Source organism: Rossellomorea sp. RS05 (assembly GCF_039822645.1).
In the GTDB taxonomy this organism is placed as follows: Bacteria; Bacillota; Bacilli; order Bacillales; family Bacillaceae_B; genus Rossellomorea; species Rossellomorea marisflavi_B.
Genome location: NZ_JBDKWY010000001.1, coordinates 363,010 through 386,579 on the forward strand (window position 1 = coordinate 363,010; position 23,570 = coordinate 386,579).

Annotated in this window: 26 protein-coding genes; 19 read left to right on the top strand and 7 right to left on the bottom strand. The window is 47.3% G+C overall.

The window, feature by feature from the left end; translation table 11 throughout:
* Positions 1-31: 31 nt before the first annotated feature.
* The 3 genes from ABJ225_RS01930 to pyc all read left to right on the top strand — a co-directional run bounded on the left by ABJ225_RS01930 (position 32) and on the right by pyc (position 5,232).
* Positions 32-313: an Fpa/YlaN family protein gene (locus ABJ225_RS01930; RefSeq protein WP_056537492.1), complete on the top strand. Its 282-nt coding sequence runs from the start codon at positions 32-34 to the stop codon at positions 311-313.
* A 98-nt stretch (positions 314-411) separates the two neighbouring features.
* Entirely contained in the window at positions 412-1,623 is a 1,212-nt protein-coding gene (locus tag ABJ225_RS01935) for an FtsW/RodA/SpoVE family cell cycle protein (protein ID WP_056537489.1), read from the top strand.
* Between the two features lie 165 nt (positions 1,624-1,788).
* Positions 1,789-5,232 (top strand): pyruvate carboxylase, encoded by a 3,444-nt coding sequence (pyc, locus tag ABJ225_RS01940; protein ID WP_347318161.1) that lies wholly within the window; start codon positions 1,789-1,791, stop codon positions 5,230-5,232.
* 47 nt (positions 5,233-5,279) lie between these two features.
* Here pyc and ABJ225_RS01945 read toward each other — a convergent pair whose 3' ends face one another.
* Positions 5,280-6,185: a COX15/CtaA family protein gene (locus ABJ225_RS01945; RefSeq protein WP_347318163.1), complete on the bottom strand. Its 906-nt coding sequence runs from the start codon at positions 6,183-6,185 to the stop codon at positions 5,280-5,282.
* Positions 6,186-6,665: 480 nt separating this feature from the next.
* On the opposite strand from ABJ225_RS01945, the gene cyoE reads away from it, so the two are divergent.
* The 8 genes from cyoE to ABJ225_RS01985 all read left to right on the top strand — a co-directional run bounded on the left by cyoE (position 6,666) and on the right by ABJ225_RS01985 (position 14,456).
* Entirely contained in the window at positions 6,666-7,574 is a 909-nt protein-coding gene (gene cyoE, locus ABJ225_RS01950) for a heme o synthase (protein WP_056537480.1), read from the top strand.
* Between the two features lie 98 nt (positions 7,575-7,672).
* Positions 7,673-8,749 (top strand): cytochrome c oxidase subunit II, encoded by a 1,077-nt coding sequence (coxB, locus tag ABJ225_RS01955; protein WP_056537477.1) that lies wholly within the window; start codon positions 7,673-7,675, stop codon positions 8,747-8,749.
* Positions 8,750-8,778: 29 nt separating this feature from the next.
* Positions 8,779-10,650, top strand: coding sequence for a cytochrome c oxidase subunit I (ctaD, locus tag ABJ225_RS01960; protein WP_053427407.1), 1,872 nt, complete (start codon positions 8,779-8,781; stop codon positions 10,648-10,650).
* Positions 10,650-11,279, top strand: coding sequence for a cytochrome (ubi)quinol oxidase subunit III (locus tag ABJ225_RS01965; protein ID WP_053427406.1), 630 nt, complete (start codon positions 10,650-10,652; stop codon positions 11,277-11,279). The genes ctaD and ABJ225_RS01965 overlap by 1 nt, the downstream gene beginning before the upstream one ends.
* A 4-nt stretch (positions 11,280-11,283) precedes the next feature.
* A complete protein-coding gene (ctaF, locus tag ABJ225_RS01970; protein WP_053427405.1) occupies positions 11,284-11,616 on the top strand; it encodes a cytochrome c oxidase subunit IVB in 333 nt (110 codons plus the stop codon).
* A 162-nt stretch (positions 11,617-11,778) separates the two neighbouring features.
* Positions 11,779-12,687 carry a cytochrome c oxidase assembly factor CtaG gene (ctaG, locus tag ABJ225_RS01975; protein WP_218245824.1) on the top strand — a complete coding sequence of 303 codons (909 nt, stop codon included), beginning with the start codon at positions 11,779-11,781 and terminating at the stop codon, positions 12,685-12,687.
* A gap of 40 nt (positions 12,688-12,727) precedes the next feature.
* Positions 12,728-13,189 carry a DUF420 domain-containing protein gene (locus tag ABJ225_RS01980; RefSeq protein WP_347318167.1) on the top strand — a complete coding sequence of 154 codons (462 nt, stop codon included), beginning with the start codon at positions 12,728-12,730 and terminating at the stop codon, positions 13,187-13,189.
* A 145-nt stretch (positions 13,190-13,334) separates the two neighbouring features.
* Positions 13,335-14,456, top strand: a complete 1,122-nt coding sequence (locus tag ABJ225_RS01985) for a GNAT family N-acetyltransferase (protein ID WP_347318169.1) — start codon at positions 13,335-13,337, stop codon at positions 14,454-14,456.
* A gap of 44 nt (positions 14,457-14,500) precedes the next feature.
* Here ABJ225_RS01985 and ytvI read toward each other — a convergent pair whose 3' ends face one another.
* Both ytvI and ABJ225_RS01995 read right to left on the bottom strand, forming a co-directional pair.
* On the bottom strand, positions 14,501-15,559 hold the full coding sequence (gene ytvI / locus ABJ225_RS01990; RefSeq protein WP_347318171.1) for a sporulation integral membrane protein YtvI: 1,059 nt from the start codon (positions 15,557-15,559) through the stop codon (positions 14,501-14,503).
* A gap of 146 nt (positions 15,560-15,705) precedes the next feature.
* The gene (locus tag ABJ225_RS01995) at positions 15,706-16,065 is read right to left on the bottom strand and encodes a YugN family protein (RefSeq protein WP_053427400.1); all 360 of its coding nucleotides are present in this window, start codon (positions 16,063-16,065) and stop codon (positions 15,706-15,708) included.
* A 315-nt stretch (positions 16,066-16,380) separates the two neighbouring features.
* Between ABJ225_RS01995 and ABJ225_RS02000 the strand changes: the two genes are divergently transcribed.
* Positions 16,381-17,433: a CAP domain-containing protein gene (locus tag ABJ225_RS02000; RefSeq protein ID WP_347318173.1), complete on the top strand. Its 1,053-nt coding sequence runs from the start codon at positions 16,381-16,383 to the stop codon at positions 17,431-17,433.
* A gap of 29 nt (positions 17,434-17,462) precedes the next feature.
* Here ABJ225_RS02000 and ABJ225_RS02005 read toward each other — a convergent pair whose 3' ends face one another.
* The gene (locus ABJ225_RS02005) at positions 17,463-17,942 is read right to left on the bottom strand and encodes a PaaI family thioesterase (protein ID WP_347318175.1); all 480 of its coding nucleotides are present in this window, start codon (positions 17,940-17,942) and stop codon (positions 17,463-17,465) included.
* Between the two features lie 135 nt (positions 17,943-18,077).
* Here ABJ225_RS02005 and ABJ225_RS02010 point away from each other — a divergent pair, with 135 nt between their 5' ends.
* The 4 genes from ABJ225_RS02010 (at position 18,078) to ABJ225_RS02025 (ending at position 19,682) form a co-directional block, all read left to right on the top strand.
* Positions 18,078-18,482, top strand: coding sequence for a YlbD family protein (locus ABJ225_RS02010; RefSeq protein ID WP_235563585.1), 405 nt, complete (start codon positions 18,078-18,080; stop codon positions 18,480-18,482).
* A 14-nt stretch (positions 18,483-18,496) separates the two neighbouring features.
* Positions 18,497-18,733 carry a YlbE-like family protein gene (locus tag ABJ225_RS02015; RefSeq protein ID WP_056537458.1) on the top strand — a complete coding sequence of 79 codons (237 nt, stop codon included), beginning with the start codon at positions 18,497-18,499 and terminating at the stop codon, positions 18,731-18,733.
* A 63-nt stretch (positions 18,734-18,796) separates the two neighbouring features.
* Positions 18,797-19,177, top strand: coding sequence for a hypothetical protein (locus ABJ225_RS02020; protein WP_347318178.1), 381 nt, complete (start codon positions 18,797-18,799; stop codon positions 19,175-19,177).
* Positions 19,178-19,232: 55 nt separating this feature from the next.
* The gene (locus tag ABJ225_RS02025) at positions 19,233-19,682 is read left to right on the top strand and encodes a YlbF/YmcA family competence regulator (protein ID WP_056537451.1); all 450 of its coding nucleotides are present in this window, start codon (positions 19,233-19,235) and stop codon (positions 19,680-19,682) included.
* A 41-nt stretch (positions 19,683-19,723) separates the two neighbouring features.
* On the opposite strand, the gene ABJ225_RS02030 is transcribed toward ABJ225_RS02025, so the two are convergent.
* Positions 19,724-20,074, bottom strand: coding sequence for a hypothetical protein (locus ABJ225_RS02030; protein WP_162244145.1), 351 nt, complete (start codon positions 20,072-20,074; stop codon positions 19,724-19,726).
* Between the two features lie 66 nt (positions 20,075-20,140).
* Here ABJ225_RS02030 and ABJ225_RS02035 point away from each other — a divergent pair, with 66 nt between their 5' ends.
* Complete coding sequence (locus tag ABJ225_RS02035) at positions 20,141-20,416, top strand: YlbG family protein (RefSeq protein WP_053427394.1); 276 nt, start codon at positions 20,141-20,143, stop codon at positions 20,414-20,416.
* A 27-nt stretch (positions 20,417-20,443) separates the two neighbouring features.
* Here the strand turns inward: ABJ225_RS02035 and ABJ225_RS02040 are convergent, their stop codons facing one another.
* Positions 20,444-20,833 (bottom strand): DUF7147 family protein, encoded by a 390-nt coding sequence (locus ABJ225_RS02040; RefSeq protein WP_056537445.1) that lies wholly within the window; start codon positions 20,831-20,833, stop codon positions 20,444-20,446.
* Positions 20,834-21,172: 339 nt separating this feature from the next.
* On the opposite strand from ABJ225_RS02040, the gene rsmD reads away from it, so the two are divergent.
* Both rsmD and coaD read left to right on the top strand, forming a co-directional pair.
* Entirely contained in the window at positions 21,173-21,727 is a 555-nt protein-coding gene (rsmD, locus tag ABJ225_RS02045; RefSeq protein ID WP_056537442.1) for a 16S rRNA (guanine(966)-N(2))-methyltransferase RsmD, read from the top strand.
* 22 nt (positions 21,728-21,749) lie between these two features.
* Positions 21,750-22,238, top strand: a complete 489-nt coding sequence (coaD, locus tag ABJ225_RS02050; RefSeq protein ID WP_053427391.1) for a pantetheine-phosphate adenylyltransferase — start codon at positions 21,750-21,752, stop codon at positions 22,236-22,238.
* A gap of 85 nt (positions 22,239-22,323) precedes the next feature.
* On the opposite strand, the gene ylbJ is transcribed toward coaD, so the two are convergent.
* Entirely contained in the window at positions 22,324-23,538 is a 1,215-nt protein-coding gene (gene ylbJ, locus ABJ225_RS02055) for a sporulation integral membrane protein YlbJ (protein WP_481900585.1), read from the bottom strand.
* Positions 23,539-23,570 lie beyond the last annotated feature (32 nt).

Consider the following 23,570-nt stretch of genomic DNA (forward strand, 5'->3'; position numbering starts at 1 on the left):
ATGTTATTTGTTCGGAATGGGGTGGACGACTGTGGCGTCAGAAATGACCATCAATCATAGAGAAAAGGCCTACGAGCTACTGAAGGCCGATGCAGATAAAATCTTGCAACTGATCAAAGTTCAAATGGACAATTTAACGATGCCTCAATGTCCTTTGTACGAGGAAGTATTGGACACTCAGATGTTCGGCCTTTCCCGTGAAATTGAATTCGCGGTCCGTTTGGGACTTGTGGATGATAGAGATGGCAAAGAGTTAATTGATTCTTTGGAAAGGGAACTTTCTGCCCTTCATGAAGCATCGACAAAAAAGTAAAATAGACATGACAACTCAAACAATACCTCATACTGTTGTTTGAGTTTTTTTATTAACCGGTATACATAAAGATATAGATGGTAAAGGATTGAAGAGCTATGTTCAAAAAAATATTGAAATCATACGACTACTCACTGATCGGGGTCTATCTGCTGTTGTGCATATTCGGCCTCGTGATGGTATACAGCTCCAGCATGGTCGTTGCTGTAGAAAAGTTCGGTATGGAAAGTGATTATTTCTATAAGAAGCAATTGCTGAATCTCGTCATCAGCTTTGTGGCTTTCCTGGCTGCAGCCTGGTTTCCTTACAAGGCGTTCAAAATCGGAAAGGTCCTGAAGACACTCATGCTTCTGGTCATCGCCCTTCTTATATCCGTTCACTTCTTCGGAAGCGTCGTCAATAACGCAAAAAGCTGGATCGACCTCGGAGTCATGAGGATTCAACCTTCCGAGTTCGCGAAGCTTGCCGTCATCATCTACCTTGGATCCGTCTATTCAAAGAAGCAGGCATACATAAATGATCTCAACAGAGGCTTGGCGCCACCCCTTGTATTCCTTGGTTTCATCTGTTTCATCGTCTTCCTGGAGCCAGACTTCGGTACCGCGGCGATTATCTTCCTCATCGGTCTGATCGTGATACTTTGTTCCGGAATTAACCATAAGACGTTCTTCAAGCTAGCCGGGATGGCAGCTGCATTGGTAGTGATCGTCTCACCGATCATCTACCTTGCCCGGGGACATATCTTCACAGAGGTAAGGATGAACAGGATCAATGCCTACCTTTCCCCGTTCCAGGATGCACAGGGGATCGGGTACCAGCTCGTCAATTCCTACCTTGCCATCGGATCGGGCGGGGTCAAGGGACTCGGTCTAGGCCAGAGCGTACAGAAGCTCGGATATATCCCCGAGCCTCAGACGGATTTCATCATGGCGATCATAGCCGAAGAGCTCGGCATCTTCGGGGTGACATTTGTCATCCTTGGACTCGCCTATATTGTCCTCAGGGGAATCTACATCGGAGTCAAATGCCAAGATCCTTTCGGCACGATGATCGCCATCGGGATTTCCAGCATGATCGGGATCCAGGCTTTCATCAATCTCGGAGGAGTATCAGGACTCATCCCGATTACAGGCGTCCCGCTACCATTCATCAGCTATGGAGGCTCATCGCTTCTCGTCCTGTCCCTTTCACTGGGCGTTCTGGTGAACGTCGCAATGTTCAATCGTTATGAAGAAAAATATAAAACAAAGAAGGAAAATGACATTCCTTCGGAGAATATGTCTAATAATCGGAATTTTTATAAGATGTAAATGTAGAAAAATGCGGTTTTTCTCATTGAATGCCAATTCATTCATGCGTTGAACATGATTGCTTTGTCTAGGGTCTGCCCCCTAAGATACTTCTTTCGGGTCAGCCCTTTTTTCATAGAATGATAGATGAAGACATCAACCATGAAGAGCAAAAGGAGAGATTGTATGAAGAAGATTCAAAAAGTATTAGTAGCCAACCGTGGAGAAATTGCCATCCGGGTCTTTCGGGCATGCACCGAGCTGAATATCCGCACTGTCGCTGTATACAGTAAAGAAGATTCGGGCTCTTACCATCGCTATAAAGCGGATGAAGCGTATCTTGTGGGGGAAGGGAAGAAGCCGATCGACGCCTACCTTGATATCGAGGATATCATCAGGATCGCCAAGACGGCAGATGTCGATGCGATCCATCCCGGCTACGGGTTCTTATCCGAAAACATACATTTTGCCAGGAGATGCGAGGAAGAGGGCATCATCTTCGTCGGACCGCACACCAAACATCTTGATATGTTCGGTGACAAGGTCAAGGCCCGTCAGCAGGCAGTAGAAGCCAATATCCCCGTCATCCCGGGTACCGACGGACCTGTTCAGTCACTCGAAGAAGTCATCAGCTTCGGTAAGGATAACGGATTCCCGATCATCATCAAAGCTTCCCTGGGCGGGGGCGGACGCGGAATGCGGATCGTACGGAATCTTGAAAGCCTGAAAGAGGCGTACGAGCGTGCTAAATCCGAAGCAAAAGCTGCCTTCGGTAACGATGAGATCTATGTTGAGAAATTCGTTGAAAAGCCTAAGCATATCGAAGTCCAGATCCTCGGGGATGAAGAAGGGAATATCGTCCATCTCTATGAGCGGGACTGCTCGATCCAAAGAAGGCACCAAAAGGTTGTCGAGGTGGCACCATCGGTTTCCCTAGGAGATGACCTCAGGGAAGAGATTTGTGAAGCAGCAGTAAGATTGATGAAAAACGTCGATTATGTAAATGCAGGGACGGTCGAGTTCCTCGTGTCAGACGGACGCTTTTATTTCATCGAGGTCAATCCACGGGTACAGGTCGAGCATACGATCACCGAAATGGTGACCGGCGTCGATATCGTCCAATCGCAGATCCTCATTGCAGAAGGGCACCCGCTTCACGGAAACAAACTCGGCATCCCTGAACAAGAAGATGTGAGGACGAACGGATTTGCGATTCAATCCCGTGTGACAACCGAGGATCCTTTGAATCAATTCATGCCTGATACAGGTAAGATCATGGCCTACCGTTCTGGCGGAGGATTCGGGGTAAGGCTCGATGCAGGGAACGGCTTCCAGGGGGCGGTCATCACCCCATATTATGATTCTCTCCTTGTAAAGCTTTCAACGTGGGCCCTCACGTTCGAGCAGGCCGCGAGCAAAATGGTGCGGAACCTCCAGGAATTCAGGATCAGGGGAATCAAGACCAATATCCCGTTCCTTGAAAATGTCGTGAAACACGAAAAATTTGTGACGGGAAAGTATGATACCTCATTCATCGATACAACGCCTGAACTCTTCCTCTTCCCGAAACGGAAGGATAGGGGTACGAAAATGCTCACCTACATCGGGAATGTCACGATCAATGGTTTCCCAGGTGTAGAGAAAAGGAAAAAACCGGTTTTCGCAAAACCACGTATTCCTTCCTTGCAAAATCCGGTAGCTGAACCGGCAAGGGGGACGAAACAGATCCTCGATGAAAAAGGGGCAGATGGCCTTGTCGAGTGGGTGAAGGAGCAGAAGTCGGTCCTCCTTACCGACACAACCTTCCGTGATGCCCATCAATCGCTTCTCGCGACCCGCGTGAGGACGACCGACCTGAAGGCCATTGCGGAGCCGACGGCAGAATTGCTGCCGGATCTCTTCTCCTATGAAATGTGGGGAGGAGCCACCTTTGATGTTGCGTATCGATTCTTGAAGGAAGATCCATGGGACAGGCTCCTGACTTTGAGGGAGCGTATTCCGAATGTCCTCTTCCAGATGCTACTCAGGGCGTCCAACGCAGTAGGCTACAAAAACTATCCGGATAATGTCATCCGTGAGTTCGTGGAAAAATCATCATATGCAGGTATCGATGTGTTCAGGATCTTTGACAGTCTCAACTGGGTGAAAGGAATGGAAGTCGCCATCGATGCGGTGCGCCAGAGCGGAAAGATCGCAGAAGCAGCCATCTGTTATACAGGAGACATTGAAGACGAAACGCGTGCCAAATATAATATCGATTATTACAAAGAGATCGCCAGGGAATTGGAAGCAAGCGGGGCCCATATGCTGGCAATCAAAGATATGGCTGGTCTCCTCAAGCCTCAGTCAGCATATCGTCTGATTTCTGAGCTTAAGAGCACCGTTGACTTGCCGATCCACCTCCATACCCATGACACAAGCGGGAATGGGATCTATACTTATGCAAAAGCCGTTGAAGCAGGAGTGGACATCGTCGATACAGCTCTCAGTACAATGTCCGGCCTGACCTCCCAGCCTAGTGCCAACACACTCTATTACGCGTTGAAGGGGACGGAGCGGGAGCCGAAGGTAGACATCAAATCCCTCGAGACCCTGTCTCATTATTGGGAGGATGTTCGTAAGTATTACACAGACTTCGAAAGCGGGATGATGTCGCCTCATTCGGAAGTGTATAAGCATGAAATGCCGGGAGGACAATACAGCAATTTGCAGCAGCAGGCGAAGGCTGTCGGACTCGGCGATCGCTGGGAAGAAGTAAAGGACATGTACGCGAGGGTAAATCAGCTCTTCGGCGATATCGTCAAAGTTACCCCGTCTTCTAAAGTGGTGGGGGATATGGCCCTCTTCATGGTACAGAATGAATTGGACGAGGAGACGGTACTGGAAAGAGGGGAAAAGATCGATTTCCCTGACTCAGTCATCGAACTGTTCGAAGGCTACCTAGGTCAGCCTCACGGAGGCTTCCCAGAAGACCTTCAGCGAGTCATCCTCAAAGGCCGTACACCGATTACGGTCCGTCCGGGGGAACTTCTGGATGACGTGGACTTCAACGCTTTGAAAGAGAAACTATTTGAAGACCTTAAACGTCAGGTGACGAGTTTTGACGCTCTAGGGTATGCCCTTTATCCTAAAGTCTTTATGGAATATGCCAGTATGGTGGATCAATTCGGAGATATTTCCGTACTCGATACGCCGACCTTCCTTTTCGGCATGAGGCTTGGTGAGGAAATCGAAGTCGAGATTGAAACAGGGAAGACGCTTATTGTCAAATTGGTCTCAATCGGACAAGCTCAGGCGGATGGTACAAGGGTCGTTTATTTTGAATTGAACGGTCAGCCGCGTGAAGTGGTGATTAGGGACGAAAGCATTAAATCCACCGTTGCCGTCAAAATGAAGGCCGATCCTAAAAAAGAATCACATCTCGGTGCATCCATGCCGGGAACCGTCATCAAAGTTGTTTCTGAAAAAGGGGAAAAGGTCCAAAAAGGAGATCACCTCATGATTACAGAAGCGATGAAGATGGAAACGACGGTTCAAGCCCCGTTTGCGGGAACAGTGAAAGAAATCTATGTTTCAAACGGGGATGCCATTTCCCCTGGAGATCTATTGATCGAAGTAGAGAAATCCTGATAACAAAAAAGATTCCGGTCCATGGAGGACCGGAATCTTTTTTGTTTTTATTGACGTTTCTTGCTTCTCGACCCAAGCATGATCAAGTAGCAGAGAAGTCCGAACAAGCAGGAGATGATGAGGGCGTGCAGGAGGGCAACTGCCAGGTTCAATCTGGTCAGGACGACCAGCGCACCGGTCGTAGCCTGCAGGGTCACGAGAATCAAGGCGATGACCCATCCCCAATATACTACCTTTTGCTGTTTGTATTTCTTTACTGCCAAGACTGTGACGTATGCAATCCAGACAAATACGAGGGCGGCAGCAGTACGATGCCCCATTTGAATCCACTCGTACATATTTGTCGGGAGTCCGATGCTTGAATTCACGCAGAACGGCCAATCCTTACATACGAGGCTTGATTCAGTGTGTCGGACGAGTGCTCCGGTGTAGACGACCAGATACGTATAAATCGTCACCCCGATTGTGTGCCATCTCATCCGCTTATCGATAATTACCTTGTCTGCTTCGAACTTTTGATCAACTTCGAAAATCAGGAGGGTCAAGAGTAATACGGAAGCGAATGAAATGAGTGATATGCCGAAGTGGATGGCTAGGACAAAATCAGATTGTCCCCATTTAACCGCCGCAGCGCCGATCAATCCTTGAAGGACAAGGAAGAAAAAGGAGAGGATCGCCAAAAACTTCGTTTCACGCTTATGGCCGATCGCCTTCCACGACCAGATAGAGAGGGCCAGTAGCAGGAGTCCGACTCCGCCGGAAACAACCCTGTGCGCAAGCTCGATGACGAGCTCGATGGTGATATTATCAGGAATCAATTGTCCGTGGCATAGGGGCCAGGAACGACCGCAGCCCATTCCGGAGCCGGTTTTCGTTACGAGTGCACCGCCCAGTAGGACAAATAACATACCAAGACTTGTAAGAACAGCAAGCCATTTTAAACCTTTATGCAAATTCTTCACCTTCTTAACTGATAGAATGCACATATGATCAGTATTGTAGTAAAATATATGCCTCTTCGATGATACCGGACCAGGCGTGAAAACTCAATAAATAAGATGTTACAGAATTTCGAGCAATTATCGACATTTTTCCAACGAACGTCGATTAAGTCTTTACATGCAGAAAGAGTGGAAAACCGGTAGTAGTTTTATCCTAATTGCTAGAATATTAAAATCTGTAAGCGCTTATCATATATTTATGGTATGATTGTCAAAGACCCGTCCTAACTTATTTTCTTCACAATTTCTTCACATTATTGGATAAATATCTTCCAAAAACGGAAATATATATGGTTTAATATTATATTGATAGCGTCTTTACGGTTAGACGAGTCGGTTTTTGTAAACGATTTAATTGTAGGAATATGTCAAACATATCCTTTGCTATGGCGGTCGGGACCCGGCCCTCATGCGTTGGGGAGGAGGAAGTAGATGAGCAACAGTCGAACGATGACCGATGCCATGGGGGAGACTGCGTCCTCAGCATGGAAGGATTTCCTTTCATTGATTAAAATTGGGATCGTCAATTCCAATCTGATTACCACCTTTACCGGGATGTGGCTCGCCTTTTACTTTTCAGGTGCCCATTTTCTTCAATCCTTGGATGTCATTTTCCTCACGCTGGTCGGTTCATCCTTCATCATTGCCGGTTCCTGTGCAGTGAATAATGTGTACGACCGGGATATCGATCACGTGATGGACCGTACAAAGGGGAGGCCCACCGTTACAGGTAAGATCCACTCCGGTAAAGCTCTCGCCATCGGACTGTTCATGATCTTACTCGGCACCATCATGTTATTCATGACGACCATCACAGCAGGTGTCATCGGTCTCATAGGGGTCATCTGCTACGTCCTCCTCTATACGATGTGGTCGAAGAGGAGATATGTCAGTAACACCATTGTGGGCAGTATCTCCGGTGCGGTTCCCCCGTTAATCGGGTGGGCAGCGGTGGACGGTGGCTTGAGTACGACAGCATGGGTGCTTTTCCTCCTCATGTTCATCTGGCAACCTCCGCATTTTTATGCACTCGCCATGAAACGGGTTGAAGAATACCGAGCAGCCAATATCCCGATGCTTCCCGTAGTCAAAGGCTTTAAAGTGACGAAACATCACATCGTCTGGTGGGTGGCGGCCCTTCTTCCGCTTCCATTCTTCCTGCTCGACCTTGGTCTTCCGTTCTTTATCCTTGCGACGGCATTCAATATCGGGTGGCTTGCCCTCGGACTTGCAGGTTATAAGATGAAGGATGAAATCAAATGGTCGCGCCTTATGTTTGTTTATTCTCTGAACTACCTGACCATCTTGTTTGTAGCGATGGTGATTGTCACCGTCGTTTAACATAGGAATTCTTTCTTAAAAGAAATCCAAATAGATCTTTTTTTAAGTCCTTGTTTTACTCAAGAGTCTATTTTACGAAAGAGGGGTTTGATTAAGCTATGAAAGCAAGGCTATCCAAGTGGCGTCTATTCACGATCCTCGCGATGGTGGCGCTCGTCCTTTCAGGTTGCGGGGAACCGTTCCTATCCACTTTACAGCCTGCGGGTGAAGTAGCGCAGGACCAATACGATCTTATGATCCTGTCCACGTTGATCATGGTTCTCGTCATCATTGTGGTCGTCATCGTCTACATGATCGCCATCATCCGTTTTCGCAGGAAAAAAGGGGACAAAACGATTCCTAAACAGGTTGAAGGGAGTCACACACTCGAAATCATCTGGACGGTCATTCCGATCATCCTTCTTTTGATCCTGGCCGTACCGACCGTTACATCCACGTTCAAACTTGCTGATACAAAGGCGATGGACAAAAAGGATGCAGACGGGAACAGAGAAGCACTCGTAATCAATGTCCGTGCCAATCTGTACTGGTGGGAATTCGAGTATCCGGATGAGAAGATCATCACCTCACAGGATCTCGTTGTACCGACCGATCAAAGGGTTTACTTCAATGTAACAGCTTCTGACGTGAAGCATTCGTTCTGGATTCCGGCAGCAGGCGGAAAGATCGATACGAACGTGGATAACGTCAATAAGTTCTTCCTTCAATTCGATGGGGAAAAAGCGAAGGAAGCAGAAGGGCTCTTCTACGGGAAATGTGCAGAGCTTTGTGGACCGTCCCATGCATTGATGGACTTCAAGGTTAAAGCGCTTCCGCAGGAGGAATACACTGCCTGGGTTGAAGATATGAAAAATGCAGGAGAACCGGAGCCTTCCTCGGACCTTGCAAAAGAAGGACAAGAGATTTTCAACAACAAATGTCTTGCCTGTCACGCTGTTTCACCACAGGACGGTCGACCGGAGCAGGCTCGGACAGCACCTAACCTTGCCACATTCGGTGAACGTAACAGAATCGCCGGAGTCCTGGATCACAATGAAGAAGAGCTGAAAAACTGGCTCAGCGATCCGGACCAATACAAGCCTGGTAATAAGATGACAGGTACATACGGCAAATTGACCGATGATGAGATGGATGCACTTGCAGAATATCTCATGGGTCTGAAGGTACAAGATTAAAGGGGAAAGAGTAAAAGGGAGGTTTAATCGTGAGTAGCTACGCACAGAAAAAAGGCTTCGGCGCGACTCTTTGGGATTACCTGACAACAGTTGATCACAAGAAGATCGCCATCCTTTACCTCGCGGCAGGGGGATTCTTCTTCCTCGTCGGTGGTTTGGAAGCCCTTATCATACGTATACAGCTGGCGGTACCGAATAATGATTTCGTGAGCGCCGGTTTGTACAACGAAGTATTGACCATGCACGGTACGACCATGATTTTCTTGGCGGCCATGCCACTGATTTTTGCATTCATGAATGCGGTCGTCCCGCTCCAGATCGGCGCGCGTGATGTAGCATTCCCATTCCTGAACTCATTGGGCTTCTGGCTGTTCTTTGCCGGAGGGGTGTTCCTGAACATGTCCTGGTTCCTGGGTGGTGCTCCTGATGCAGGGTGGACGTCTTATGCGTCCTTATCACTAAACTCACCTGGACACGGGATCGACTTCTATGTCCTCGGGCTTCAAATATCCGGGGCCGGTACGCTGATCGGGGGGATCAACTTCCTCGTCACCATCATCAATATGAGGGCTCCTGGAATGACCTATATGCGTATGCCATTGTTCACATGGACCGTATTCGTCACATCCGCTCTCATCTTGTTCGCATTCCCGGCTTTGACAGTGGGATTATTCCTGATGTTATTCGACCGCATGTTCGGTTCTAACTTCTTCGTTGTCGCCAATGGTGGTAACACGATCATCTGGGAGCATTTCTTCTGGATATTCGGACATCCTGAAGTATATATCCTTGTGCTTCCGGCATTCGGAATATTCTCGGAAATCATTCCTCACTTCTCGAGGAAGCGGCTATTTGGATACTCATCCATGGTCTTTGCCACGGTATTGATCGGATTCCTCGGCTTCATGGTATGGGCCCACCATATGTTCACAGTCGGACTAGGCCCGATCGCCAACGCCATCTTCGCCGTTGCCACCATGGCCATCGCGGTACCGACGGGGATCAAGATCTTCAACTGGCTCCTCACGATGTGGGGCGGCAGTCTCAGTTTTACGACTCCGATGCTTTATGCGGTCGCCTTCATCCCGACTTTCGTAGCGGGTGGGGTAACCGGGATCATGAACGCATCTGCGACAGCAGATTATCAGTTCCATGATACGTATTTCGTCGTTGCCCATTTCCACTATGTCATCGTAGGGGGAGTCGTATTCGCACTTCTTGCCGGAACGCACTACTACTGGCCGAAAATCTTTGGAACCATGCTGAATGACTTCTTGGGCAAGATCACGTTCTGGTTGTTCTTTATCGGTTTCCATCTTACGTTCTTCATCCAGCATTTCCTTGGGTTGATGGGAATGCCACGTCGTATCTGGAAGTTCCTTCCTGGTCAAGGTCTTGACAATGGAAATCTGGTATCTTCCATCGGAGCAGGATTCATGGGCGTAGCCGTCATCTTCCTGCTGATCAATATCATCTCTACACAGGTGAAAGGTGTCCGGGTCGGCAATGATCCATGGGGCGACGGACGTACCATCGAATGGGCCATTCCTTCACCGCCGCCATTCTACAACTTCAAACAGACACCGCTTATCCGTGGGTTGGATGCGTACTGGCTGGAGAAGATGGAGGGGAAAGACGGATTGACACCTGCGGAACCAATCGGTGATATCCATATGCCGAATAATTCCATCATCCCGCTTATCGTCTCACTCGGTCTGTTCATTGCGGCTTTCGGTGCCATGTATCATGTGGATGATAAAGCATGGGCTCTTCCTGTCCTCATCATCGGCATGCTGATTACACTCGGAGCGATGTTCTTCCGTTCGGTTCTGGATGATCATGGGTACCACGTCCATAAGGAAGATCTGCTTGATGACGATGATAAAGGGGGTAAGGCATAATGCATGCAGATGAAAAATTCACGCCTAAGACCTGGCCGGCCTCCCCTGAGAAGGCCACCCTTGAAGGAAAGAATAAATTTATGGGCTTCTGGTTTTTCCTTGGTGGGGAAACCGTCCTGTTCGGCTCATTGTTTGCCACATATTTGGCACTGAAGGATAAAGTACCAAGTGACAGTCATGCGCTGGCAAAGGATATATTCGATCTGCCGCTGGCATTCCTTGCTACGATGCTCCTTTTGGTCAGCTCACTGACAAGCGTTTATGCCATGTACCACATGAAGAACTACAACGTTAAGAGGATGCAGGCCTGGTTATTGATTACAGTCTTGCTTGGAGCAGCATTCCTTGCACTGGAAATCTATGAGTTCAATCATTATGTACATGAATATGGCCACACCTTTACTAGTTCTGCTTTCGGTTCTTCTTTCTACACCCTTGTAGGCTTCCATGGAGCTCACGTGGCCTTCGGTCTTCTTTGGATCGTCACACTCATGCTCAGGAATGCTAAAAGGGGATTGAACCTTTACAACGCTCCGAAATTCTATCTAGCGTCACTCTATTGGCATTTTATCGACGTTGTTTGGGTATTTATCTTTACAGTAGTATATTTAATGGGAATGGTGGGATAAACTGATGGCGAATCAACAATCAAATTCAGGTAACCCAAGCGTGGATTACGAGTACAGACGCAGGAAGAATAAAGAAGATATGCGGATGCAACTCACCGCCTTCATGCTCATGATCTTCTTGACATTGATTGCGTTCATAGCTGTTGCAGGGGATTTCGATAAGTATTTCGTCCTTCCTTTCATCCTGCTTCTTGCCGTGGTCCAGCTTGTATTCCAATTGTATTATTTCATGCATATGAGCCATAAAGGACATGAAGCCCCGTCGCTTTTCCTGTATTCAGGTGCGCTGGTGGCCTTTATCACGATCTTGGCTTTCCTTACAATCGTTTGGATCTAAAAGAGGGAATGACCGGCCACGGAGTTTGTGGCCGGTCATTTTTCTTCGTGTTTGAACCGTACTGCCTTAATGTTCATGACTTTGTCAACAGGTCACATTGAAGTGCCTGAGGGGAGTCAGTATAATGAGGGTAAGTGCTATAAGTGAAATGGGGTGTGGAAAATGCCTTTGGGTATTTTTGGATTTATGGCGTTGTGGAGTCCATTTTTCATTGTGGCTCTTGTATTTTTAACTGCGGTGTATTTTTTGCTGACCGTGAAATGGCGAAGAAGCTTTCCGGATAGCGAACCGCTGACAAAGAAACAGGCAGTGTACTTTATATTGGGAATGCTGCTCCTCTATGTAGTCAAGGGTTCACCCGTCGAGGTGTTGAGTTCCATCTTGTTTTCAGCCCATATGACCCAGATGGCTCTGCTGTATCTGGTCGTCACCCCGCTTATCATTTTGGGAATCCCCACGTGGGTGTGGAAGGCCGTCATCAAACTTCCGGTCATCAAAGGCGTGTTCGGGTTCATGACGAAACCCCTTATATCTCTTTTGTCATTCAATGTGATTTTCTCGATTTATCATATTCCGATCGTATTCGACCATGTTAGGACGGATCCGACTTCGCATGGCCTCGCCATGACGATCCTCTTCATCCTTTCACTTTTCATGTGGTGGCCACTCTTGAATCCGGGAGATGAGGATATTGATCTCAGCGGACTGAAAAGGATCGGATATATCCTTGGGAGCGCTGTCCTATTGACACCTGCCTGTGGATTGATTATATTTGCTGAGAATCCTTTGTATGCTCCGTACTATGACCCTCAGGAATTCATGAAAGCGTTGGCTCTCTGTGTTCCTGCGAATACCCTTGATGGCTTAAGCATCAGTGGTCCCGAATTATTTACGAATATGTCCATCGAAAACGACCAGCAGCTCGGTGGTGTCATCATGAAGATCATCCAGGAGATTGTATTCGGTGTGATGCTGTTCAATCTGTTTTTCCAATGGTACCGGAGTGATCAAGAAAAACAAGAGAAGCTGTCATATGACCCTGTCATTGATCCATCTTCAACCGAATCGTAAAAAGCAATATTTACACTAGAAAAAGCGAGGATTTGAGATTATGTCGTTACCAGTCTTACCTACGATCAGCACGAGCTTTATCGTCCTCAGTGCGATCACCGTTGCCATCGGGTGGTGGCAGATAAAGAAAAGGGAATTCGAAAAACATCAGAAGACCATGACGTTGGCAGGTATCTTTGCCCTCATCTTCTTCATCATCTATGCCAGTCGTACGATATTCATTGGGAACACTTCCTTCGGAGGTCCTGATGATCTGAAAATCTATTACACGATTTTCCTCGTCTTCCATATCACATTGGCTACAATCGGTGCGGTATTCGGGCTGATGAGCTTATGGACAGGCTATCAGGATCGTCTGAAAACACACAGGAAACTTGGTCCGATCACGAGCATCATTTGGTTCTTTACCGCGATCACCGGTGTAGCAGTTTATTTGCTTCTGTATGTCTTTTACCATGGAGGGGAGACGACTTCCGTCATTAAGGCCATCCTTGGAAATTGATCAAGCAGCCGCCAGCTTATTGGCGGTTTTTTATTTTCACTCATTGCAGAATGGTAGTGATCGAAATCTGTGTTAAAGGGATTTGATCCATTAGAGGATATCATAGGTTTATACCGAATAGTTTAAGGTGAAAGGAGGATATACGATGATACGAACCCTTGAAGAACGGGACTATAGCCAGTCCCTGCAGCTTTCAGAATACGCGTTTCAATATAAGCTATCTGAAGAGGAGCGGGAACAAAGACGTGAACAGATGGGGGATCAGAAGATCTTTGGGATTTTCCACGACGATCACCTGGCGGCTAAGCTTCACCTCATGCCATTCCAGACCTGGTTTGGAGATCGGATGATCCCAATGGGAGGTGTGGCCGGAGTCGCCACCTACCCGGAGTATCGAAGGAACGGATATGTTAGGAAGCTCCTCCTTCACTCTCTAGAAGCAATGAAGGAAGCTGGACAGATCATATCCATGCTCCATCCGTTTTATATTGATTTCTATCGGAAATTCGGTTGGGAGGTATTTGCATCCTATCGCCAGATGACAGTGGATCAGAAGGAATTGAGTCCCTTATCAACCTCCACGGGTACCATTCGACGTGGAGGAGTTACAAAAGAAGTGATGGAAGCCTATGATCGATACGCAAAGAAACATAATGGGATGCTCGTTCGGACGAATGGATGGTGGAAGAAGAAAGAAGATCAGTGGCACGTTGCGACCTATCATGAAGGCGAAATGCAAGGGTACATACTATACACCATCTCAGAAGGCGTGATGACCGTCGATGAATTTCTCCCACTGACCCCGGGGGCAAGGAAAGGGCTTTGGAATTTCATTTGTCAGCATGATTCCATGGTACTAACGGTTAAGGTGAAGCTGGCAGAAGGGGAGGTTTTGCCATTGATGCTGAAAAATCCACGCATCAAGGTGGAGGACTATCCTTATTTCATGACAAGGGTCGTGGATGTAGAGCCGTTCCTAAAAACGTATTTGCGGGATAAAGAAACATTCGAAGCCTTTACGTTGAAAGTAGTAGATCAACATGCACCTTGGAATTCAGCTGTCTGGCATCTTTCTGTGAATGGGGTGGAACGACGTGATGGCAGCACGGCAGATGTGGAATTGGGCATCAGGGAATTATCAGCTTTTACCTTTGGCTTTTTGAGTGCGGTAGATTTAGAGGCTATGGGTCATATCGACGCTGGTGAGGTTGCCTGGCTCGAATCGATCCGTACAACAAGGAAGACCTGCTTCCAAGATTTTTTCTGATTCAATGACAAAAGGAGCCTTTATGGGGCTGCTTTTGCATGGTGTTACAATTTGAAGTTGAGCTTGATGATGCCGGCTTCCTTGGCGGAATTGAACAGGATCAACAAAAACGGACCAATGACAAATCCCATGACTCCGAAAAGCTTAAGTCCGAGATACATGGCGATAAGCGTTGCCAGTGGAGAGAGTCCGATATGCGTCCCCATGACCTTTGGCTCAACCGTCCTTCTAATAATGAGAAGGATGGCAGCGAGCACGGAAAGCTGTGTTCCAAGACTGATATCTCCCGTGATGAAGTGATAAAGGGCCCACGGTCCAAGTATGGCAATGGAACCGACCAGGGGCAGGAAATCGATGAACCAGGTGATGACCGACATAATAATGGCCACTTCAGGTGTGATGATGAGCAAGCCGATCAACGTCACGATAAAGATCAGGATGCTGACCAGGAACTGAGCCTTGAAGAATCCGAAGAACACGCCGGTCATCCTCGAGATCATAAAGTTCACCTTTTCAGCAGTCGCATCGGTCAAATGACTGTAGATCATATGTTTGATGCGGGGAAGATCGAGCATGAACAGGAACAGGGCTATGAGGAAGACGAGAAGGCTTACCAGGAAGTTGGGTATGTATGTTAGATAAGCGCTTATCTTTTCTAAATTGAAGGACTGCAAGATCTTGGATTTGGACCGGTCCAGGAAGTGCTGCACATCATTCGAGAATTCCTTCACGATGGTATCGGGGAGGTCTTTGGATAAGTCAAGAAGGCGATCCTCATACTCTTCCCAGATGTCTCCTACCTTTGAAATATAGTGAGGGGTGTTTTCAACGAGTTTGACCCCTTCGCCTACGACTTTGGTAGTCACGAAATAACTGGTAATTCCCAAAAGGAGCAAAAAGAGGATAAAGATGCTCATAACCGCCACCTTGCGCTTCCAATCGAATCGTCCCTGAAGCATTCTGACTGAAGGTTCGAGGATCATGGCCGTCATGAATGCCAGGATCAATGGTAATGAAATGGGAAGGATGAAAAGGCAAAGCAGGATGAGAACGATTATCAGCCCAAGATAAACCAGGAATTTTTTGTTTTTGAATCTAGCCAATGGAGTACTCCTTCCTAAGACACACTATTTCTATAATTATATGTCTAGGTTAAAAGGTTGAACCGTCATTTTGAATGGTGAAAAAGAAATTACCAACCGGTGGCCACGGGCATAATAAAAGACTGCCCTGAGGCAGTCTTAATATATTACCAAGCAAATTCTGCTGCTTCTTTCTTCACGTCGTTCAGGAGTTTCTCACATGACGTGATCAAATGCTTCGGGAAGGTTTCCCCTTCTCCATATTCCACGCCGTGAGGGTAGTAGTGCTTGCCGAGGAGCGGTGTCATGAGTTGGATGACGGCATCGTGTTTGCCCACATCCCCTTCCACGGCGAGGCCCTGTAGACGAAGGTAAAATATTCCTTCTCGAATTTCAAATTTACGATCATAGGTCACACGTTCATAATCCCATTGACCCGCACGGACGAGGCCGTGGGACTCCATGATGTCATCCAGTCGATTCAAGTCGACTTTAATCTCTTCAAAACCCGTTTCAGTGAAATGCATTGTATTCCCTCCTAGATGGTCAAGCGATAGCCTTTCCTTTTGAAAAGGTGCCTTATATTCTCCTATTAATAATAGTTGAAAAAACGTTTTCATGCAATGTCTTCCAGTAGAAGAAGATGGCGATTTGCGTAATGTTTTCCCCATTTTCTGAATTTAGACACTATCCTCTTCGTGATTCCGAGAATCCTTAGTGTTGAGAGAGTGAAAAATATGCTATCCTTTATTGTAGGCAGATTGAACAAAAGGATACTACCTCTACCACCTGAAACATATAATGATAGTAAATAGAGAAGGGAGGGGGAAGATCTGAAGACCTTGCTTAGGATCGGTATCATTCTTATCATCTTTACCGTGTTTGGAATCTATCAGGATCAAAAACAGGAAAATGAACCGCTCAAGGGTCCGGACGTTCAGACGCTGGAGGACAAAGATGATCAATTGGATCAGTCGACAGAAACCCCGCCTGGAGAAAGACCAAAAACCGGCCTATCCGTTTATATCGGTAAGAACGTCAGTGAAATCAAAAAAGAATTCGGAGAACCAGACCGTATAGATGACAGTGCGTTCAATTATGATTGGTGGGTCTACAATGTGCCGGATACGGAATACATACAATTCGGGGTCAGGGACAAGAAGGTGGTATCCCTTTATGCCATCGGGAACGGCCTTGATGTTGCCCCTTATAAACTAGGACAAAAGCTTGAGGACATTTATCGATTCACCATCGTCGACTCTGAAATCGTCGTCAAATCTGATTCTGGATCCTATCAGTTTGAACTGAACGAAGAGGACCTCAATACGAGGCTGTTGGTCCCACTTGGCGATCTGTATGCCCAATTGTATCTGGACAAGTTCACCGGTGAACTATCGAGTATCCGATTCATGGACAGTGAAACCCTTGTTGCGATGCATCCTTATGAAATGATGTATAGGGGAGAACTGGCAGAAGAGGTGCCGCCTTCTGAAGAAGAGTGGGCAGATGTAAACGAAGCGAACGAAAAGCAGATATATGCCATCACGAATATCATGAGGAAGCAATATGGAGAATCCACACTCCAGTGGGATGAAACCACGGCGAACGCCGCCAGGGGCCACAGCAGGGAAATGCACGATAAAAACTACTTTTCCCATGAATCGGATGCCATGGGTTCATTGCAAGACAGACTGGATAAACTGGGTGTCCCTTATCAAACGGCTGGTGAGAATATCGCTTCCCAGTACCTTGATGGTCCTGAAGCCGTGCATGGATGGTTGAATTCGGATGGGCATAGGAAAATCCTTTTGGACAAAGCATTCACCCATATCGGTGTCGGGGTTTACAAAGGGTACTATACCCAGAATTTCATCAAAAAGCCCGATCTACCTTAAAGAGATCCCGGATTCCCCGGGATCTTTCTTCATTTCTTGAATATAAAGAACGAGCCAGTCGAGTGGGCGATGACCTTACCGTCTGACCTGATCACTTTTCCTTCGACGACCATGGTCGTCGTCCCGTGATGGAGAATCTGTGCTGTCGCAGTTAATTCACCGCCTGTTCCCGGTGCAAGATAATGGACATTCAGGTTGGTTGTGACGGCTCCATACCCTGAAGGGAGCGCCCGATTGGCCAATGTACCCATGATGGTATCCACCATCGTGGCCGTGATACCTCCATGCACGAACCCTAGAGAATTATGGGTGAGGGGGGTGATGGGTATTGTGAGCGTGAGGGTCTCATCCTCTTCTCCCCATTCCATTCCAAATACGCCCCCAAGGAGAGGTCCCCCATCCTCCTGCTTTTTCCTCATGCCCGCCAGCATCTGACCAAGGGAGTTTAGGTCCTCCACTGATGCGTATTCCATGCATTCATTCAAAAGCTTCGCTAAATCTTCTTTCATCTTATTCCATCCTTCTTTCCTCATGATGAATCGTTTTACGTCCCGTCCATCGTACTATATCCATGATCGTTTCACCAATCTTTTTCTCCTTTCATACACTGTACTAGGTAAATGCCTGAATGGGAGGTGTGGGGAGTGGGGAAATTACATCCGAAAGTGAATGAGTTCAAGGAATTCGTCAAGAAACACCCTAAGATCATCAAGGATGTGCGTAGTGGCCAGGCAAGCTGGCAGGAATTGTTCGAAGACTGGTATCTTCTCGGAGAAGATGATACGAGGTGGAACAGCTATAGGGACAAATCCGAGCAGAAAGAAGAAAAGAAAGCAGAGGAATCCAAGAATGGATGGATGGACCAGGTCGGGGAAATCGTCAAGAAAATGGATGCCAATCAGCTGCAGAAGCATATTACCAATCTTAGTGAAGCCCTGGGGACTGTCCAGGGGGTCATCAGTCAGTTTCAATCCGGTAAGGGAGATGCAGCGCCAAGGGAAGAAACACCCAAACGGCCTTCTCACCCGTTTTCATTCAGACAGGATTAAGGAGGGGACCAGAGTTGAGAAGTGATATCATCGAATACATCCACGCAAGCGATGATCTGAAGCGGTATCTTCGGGATGCGCCACAGTGGTACCGTACGCTTTCCAGGAATCCGGATCAGCTGGAAAAGTTTGAGATCGCTTCGATTCATCATTTCGAAAAAACAATCCCCCATCGGGTTCAGAAGTTTTCCAACGGCGTGCAGATGGCCACTATGATGATTTCTATGTTCCAGGCCATGAACAGTGGTTGATGAGAAGAGCTCCGGATAAATATTAAAAGGATGGGGATGGCTAATAGCAAGGAGTGATGGAAGATGAAAAAAAGAACCCTTCTTGCTATTGGGCTTGTTTCCCTAACATTGTCGGGATGCCGTGATACCCCGCCTGAGCCGAAAAGTATAGCAGCTGCTGCACATGTGGAAAACAGCTTATCAGTGAAACATCTTACCCGGGGCAACGAAGTGCTCGTGGAGTGCATCGCCACGGGCGTGACGTTTACAAACAAGCAAAAAGGTGCGACGGCTGGAAAGATCGTGATCAGGTCCGGTACGGCAAACGTTTATGAAGAGCATCGAACGGCTGCATTTATCATCAAAGGGATGCCCAAGGGGACCCATTTGATTGATCTTGAAGTCGTGGGGATGGACAATAAGCCCCTGGGCATGAAGAAAAAATTCTATGTGACCATCTCATAGCATATTCGCTTCCTGCCTCTATATCTGTTAGAATACGGATATGGAGGTGGGCATGATGCTTGCTACTATTGAAAGGATGGAAATCCTGGACACTGCAGATGAACTATCTCAGATGATTTTGCAGTCAGAGGTGGTCGAGTACTATCGCAAGTGTTTATATAAAATGCAAAACAACGAAGAAACGCAGCTCAAGGTAAGGCGTTTCACCAAAATGAAGGACCTGTATGAAGAAGTTCAGCGTTTTGGCCGCTATCATCCCGATTATAAAACGGTGATGAAAGAGATCCGTGAGGTCAAGCGGGAAATGGACCTCGATGACCACGTAGCGGAGTTCCGGAGGGCCGAAAACGAACTTCAAGATCTCCTCGATGAAGTCAGTCACTTAATCGGGCATTCGGTTTCGACCAATGTCAAAGTTCCTTCTGGTAATCCCTTCTTTTCTTCAGGGGGAGGCTCCTGCGGGGGCGGCTGTGGATCCGGTGGAAGCTGCAGTTGTTCGGCATAAAAAAAGATCAGGTGGATGTATCCCATTCCACCTGATCTTTTTTATTTGAACCGGACACAATCAGGACAGAGGTTTCCGCAACAGAACATTTTTTCCTGAGGCACATAGAACCGATGCCTGTACACAGAAAGGTCTTCGGAAGCTCTGAAAAAAATGGTTTCCGAGTGGAGCATTTTTCCGCGCATGGCGCGTGCAGACCATTTCCGGATATGGTAATCCAACTCTTCCCGACTAAGCTTCGACTCCACATACAAAAAAGGGATTCCGGCTCGCTTTTGGACCTTTGCGTCCAAGATATGCTCTTGTGACTGAAGATGGGTGAGGAACTGTTGCCAAATGGTTTCGAGGTCCATCGATTTCACTCCGTTCGCATTGGGTTCACGTATCATCATGCGCTTGATTGTTTCATTCGGTTTATGCTAGACTTGTAAAAAAGTGATTCCTAAAGGGGAAGCAAAATGTTGACGGAGAGACAAGGTTTAGTTGTTTATTTACATAGTCTGAAGCATGCGAAGTCCCTACGGCGCTTCGGAAATGTGCATTACGTTTCAAGGAAGATGAAATATGTGGTCCTGTATTGCAATCAGGAAGATCTCCAAAGCATCATGGAGAAAATTTCGGGATATTCCTATGTGAAGCGGGTTGATCCTTCTCACAAGCCTTTTATCAAGTCCGTGTTTGAGAATTCACGACCGGATAAGGCGAAGGAGTACGATTATAAGATGGGCTTTTAAGAGATGCCGTAAAACGGCATCTCTTTTCTATTGCAACGGAGGGATGTAATGGTTCAATCTGAGTATGGCAATCAGATGCTGGTAATAGAGAGCCTTTTCAGGATAGAGGGTCGAGGGCTTTACATCCATCTCGATGATCGTCTTCCCGAGGCGCCCGGCTGTATCTTCAAATAGGCTGTATCGTTTGTTCGGTAGGGTGTGTGGATTGGGCACGCCTTCCCTGCAGATATAAATGGCCTGGAAACCGCCTTCTGTAGTGGGCTCCATCACGACGGCAAGTGACGTCACGGCGCGGTCTTTCACATCCGTATGGAAGGCCATCATATGCTTGAGCCGGTCGCGGTTGTGTTCTGCAAGTGCCAACAACTCATAAATATCAGAAAATCCTTCTCCTAGCTCGATAAAACGTTGAATCATGGTATTCCCCTTTTCCTTTATGTATTGAAATCCATTATTTCAAAATTGGACATAATAGTAAAGACGCGCCAAACATAAAAAGCCCTGCAGCAATACTGCAGGGTCCTTCCATATCCATTTCTGGATCGAAGGCAAAGGGAGAGGAGAAACCGGAGGAAGAACTTATGGGGAATCGTAAGTCTTCTCCGCGGTTGGCAACAACATCAGTAGAGATGCTGTTACCTACAGTATCACCAATGTTCCTTGGATTATACCTGTGATCTGAAAAAATCGGGCTGTGGCGATTCTTGTTGAAATATGATAGGATAATGAAGAAAAATACATATATGGTGGATGATTATGAGAGTAATTTCTGGAAGTTTCAAAGGTAGACAGTTGAAGGCGGTCCCGGGAAGCGGGACGAGGCCGACTACGGATAAAGTAAAGGAGTCCCTTTTCAATATGATCGGTCCCTATTTCGAGGGAGGAACGGCCCTGGATCTCTTTGCTGGAAGCGGTGGCCTCGGGATCGAGGGCTTAAGCAGAGGGCTTGATAAGGTCGTGTTCGTGGACAGGGACCAACAGGCAATCAAGACGATCAAAATGAATCTGGCCGAGTTGACGCTCGGGGATCATAGTGAAGTGTATCGCAATGACGCGGTCAGGGCTGTGAAGGCGTTGATCAAAAGGGAAATGACATTCGATTATATTTTCCTTGATCCACCCTATAAGCAGCAGAAGCTCCATGATCTGCTCACGGTCATCGATGAACATGCTCTTTTGGATGAAAACGGTTCCATAGTGTGTGAACACAGTTCTGATATCAGACTGGCCGATCAGGTGGGGAGCTTGCATAAGAGTAGAGAAGAAACCTACGGGATCATCCGTATTTCCATCTTTAAACAGGAAGATTAAACAAAATCTGGAGGATAGAATCATGACCAACATTGCAGTTTGTCCGGGGAGTTTCGACCCCATTACATATGGACACTTGGATATCATCACACGCGGGGCAAAAGTGTTTGATAAAGTTCACGTCGTGGTGTTGAGCAATTCATCTAAGCAGCCATTATTCACCGTTGATGAACGGATGGAGCTGATCCGTCAATCCACGGCTCATTTACCCAATGTTGAAGTGGCATCCTTTCAAGGGCTTCTGGTGGATTACGCCAAGAAGGTCCATGCGAGTGCCATCATCAGGGGCTTGAGAGCTGTTTCCGACTTCGAGTATGAAATGCAGATTACATCCATGAACCGTGTCCTCGAAGATGAAATTGAAACCTTTTTCATCATGACCAACAATCAATATTCGTTTTTGAGCTCGAGTATCGTGAAGGAGGTTTCGAAATATGGAGCAGATATTTCGGAGCTCGTCCCGAAGCCGGTTGAAGAGGCACTGAAACTGAAATATAAGCAGGCACGTTAAAGATCCTTACAAAAAAATCCGAGCGGAACCGATATTCAATGAATGCCGGTGGCCGTTCGGATTTTATTTATTTTCACCTTGATTTTCATGAGGATCCCAGCCTTTTGACATATAGCAGGCAGTAAAGGAGGAGGCAACTGATCGTCAACGGGGGACCAGCCTTTACTAGTATATCCATCGCATCGATCCAGAAGGAACTTGTTTGCTGAGAAAATACAGGAATGGCTCCTGTAGCTTCCCCGTCGGCCAGTCGGCCAAAGAGGGGTTTGAATAAAAAGATCGTGATGATGGCAGCAGCGACTCCATGAAGGATCCGGGCGAAAAAGAATGGTTTGAACCGGATGTCGGTCTCTGCCAAAATGCTTGCCACCTGAGCCTGGATGCTGAATCCGCTGAAGCCTAATAGAAAACTGACCAAGACAGCCTGTTGAAATAAGCTCACCTCTGCCAATTCGCTTGTCATTTGTGAACCAAGGGTGATTTCGAATAACCCGGGTATGACAGGGATGCTCAGGTTAGGTGGAAGGTGGAAGAAAGAGAGCAGGGAAGAGATACCTGATGATAGTACTGTCGTGATATGCAAATGATAGAGAACCTGGTTCAGTACTGAGAAGAGGATGATGAACCCTCCGATCATGAGCAGGGATTGAATGGAAGAACTAACGGCATCGCCAAGCAATTTACCGAGGGGGCGGTGATCAGCCATACGGCTTTCATGGAGCCCTCTAAAGGCTTCTTTGACAGAGAATTTCCGTCGCACCGACCGCTCTGCCCCTTCATGATCATTCCCTCCATAAAACCGCATTGTCAGCCCGACCACAACGTTGCCGAGATAGTGTGAGAGGGCAAGGATGATGCCCAATGAGGCATTTTGGAAGAATCCGGCCGATACGGCCCCGAAGATGAAGAGTGGATTGGACGAGTTGGTGAAGGAAACGAGTCGCTCTGCTTCAATCCGTGATAACTGTTTTTCCTGCCGGAGCCTCGCGGTGAGGCGAGCTCCTGCCGGAAATCCCGAGGCCATTCCCATCGACCAGGCAAACCCACCGACACCAGGTACCTTGAAGAGCGGTCTCATCAACGGTTCGAGGAGTATCCCGATCAACCTGACCACACCGAATCCTATTAATAGTTCCGATACGATAAAAAACGGCAATAAGGATGGAAAGACGATCTTCCACCAGATATCAAGGCCCCGGGTGGAAGCTTCCAGCGATTCTCCCGGCATGGAAATCAGTGAGGCTGCCATCATGAGAGCGCCGCCTGATAATAATACGGTTTTCCATTTTGTCATAGTCAAACGATACCCTCCTAGAGCGTCCTGCCCTGTCT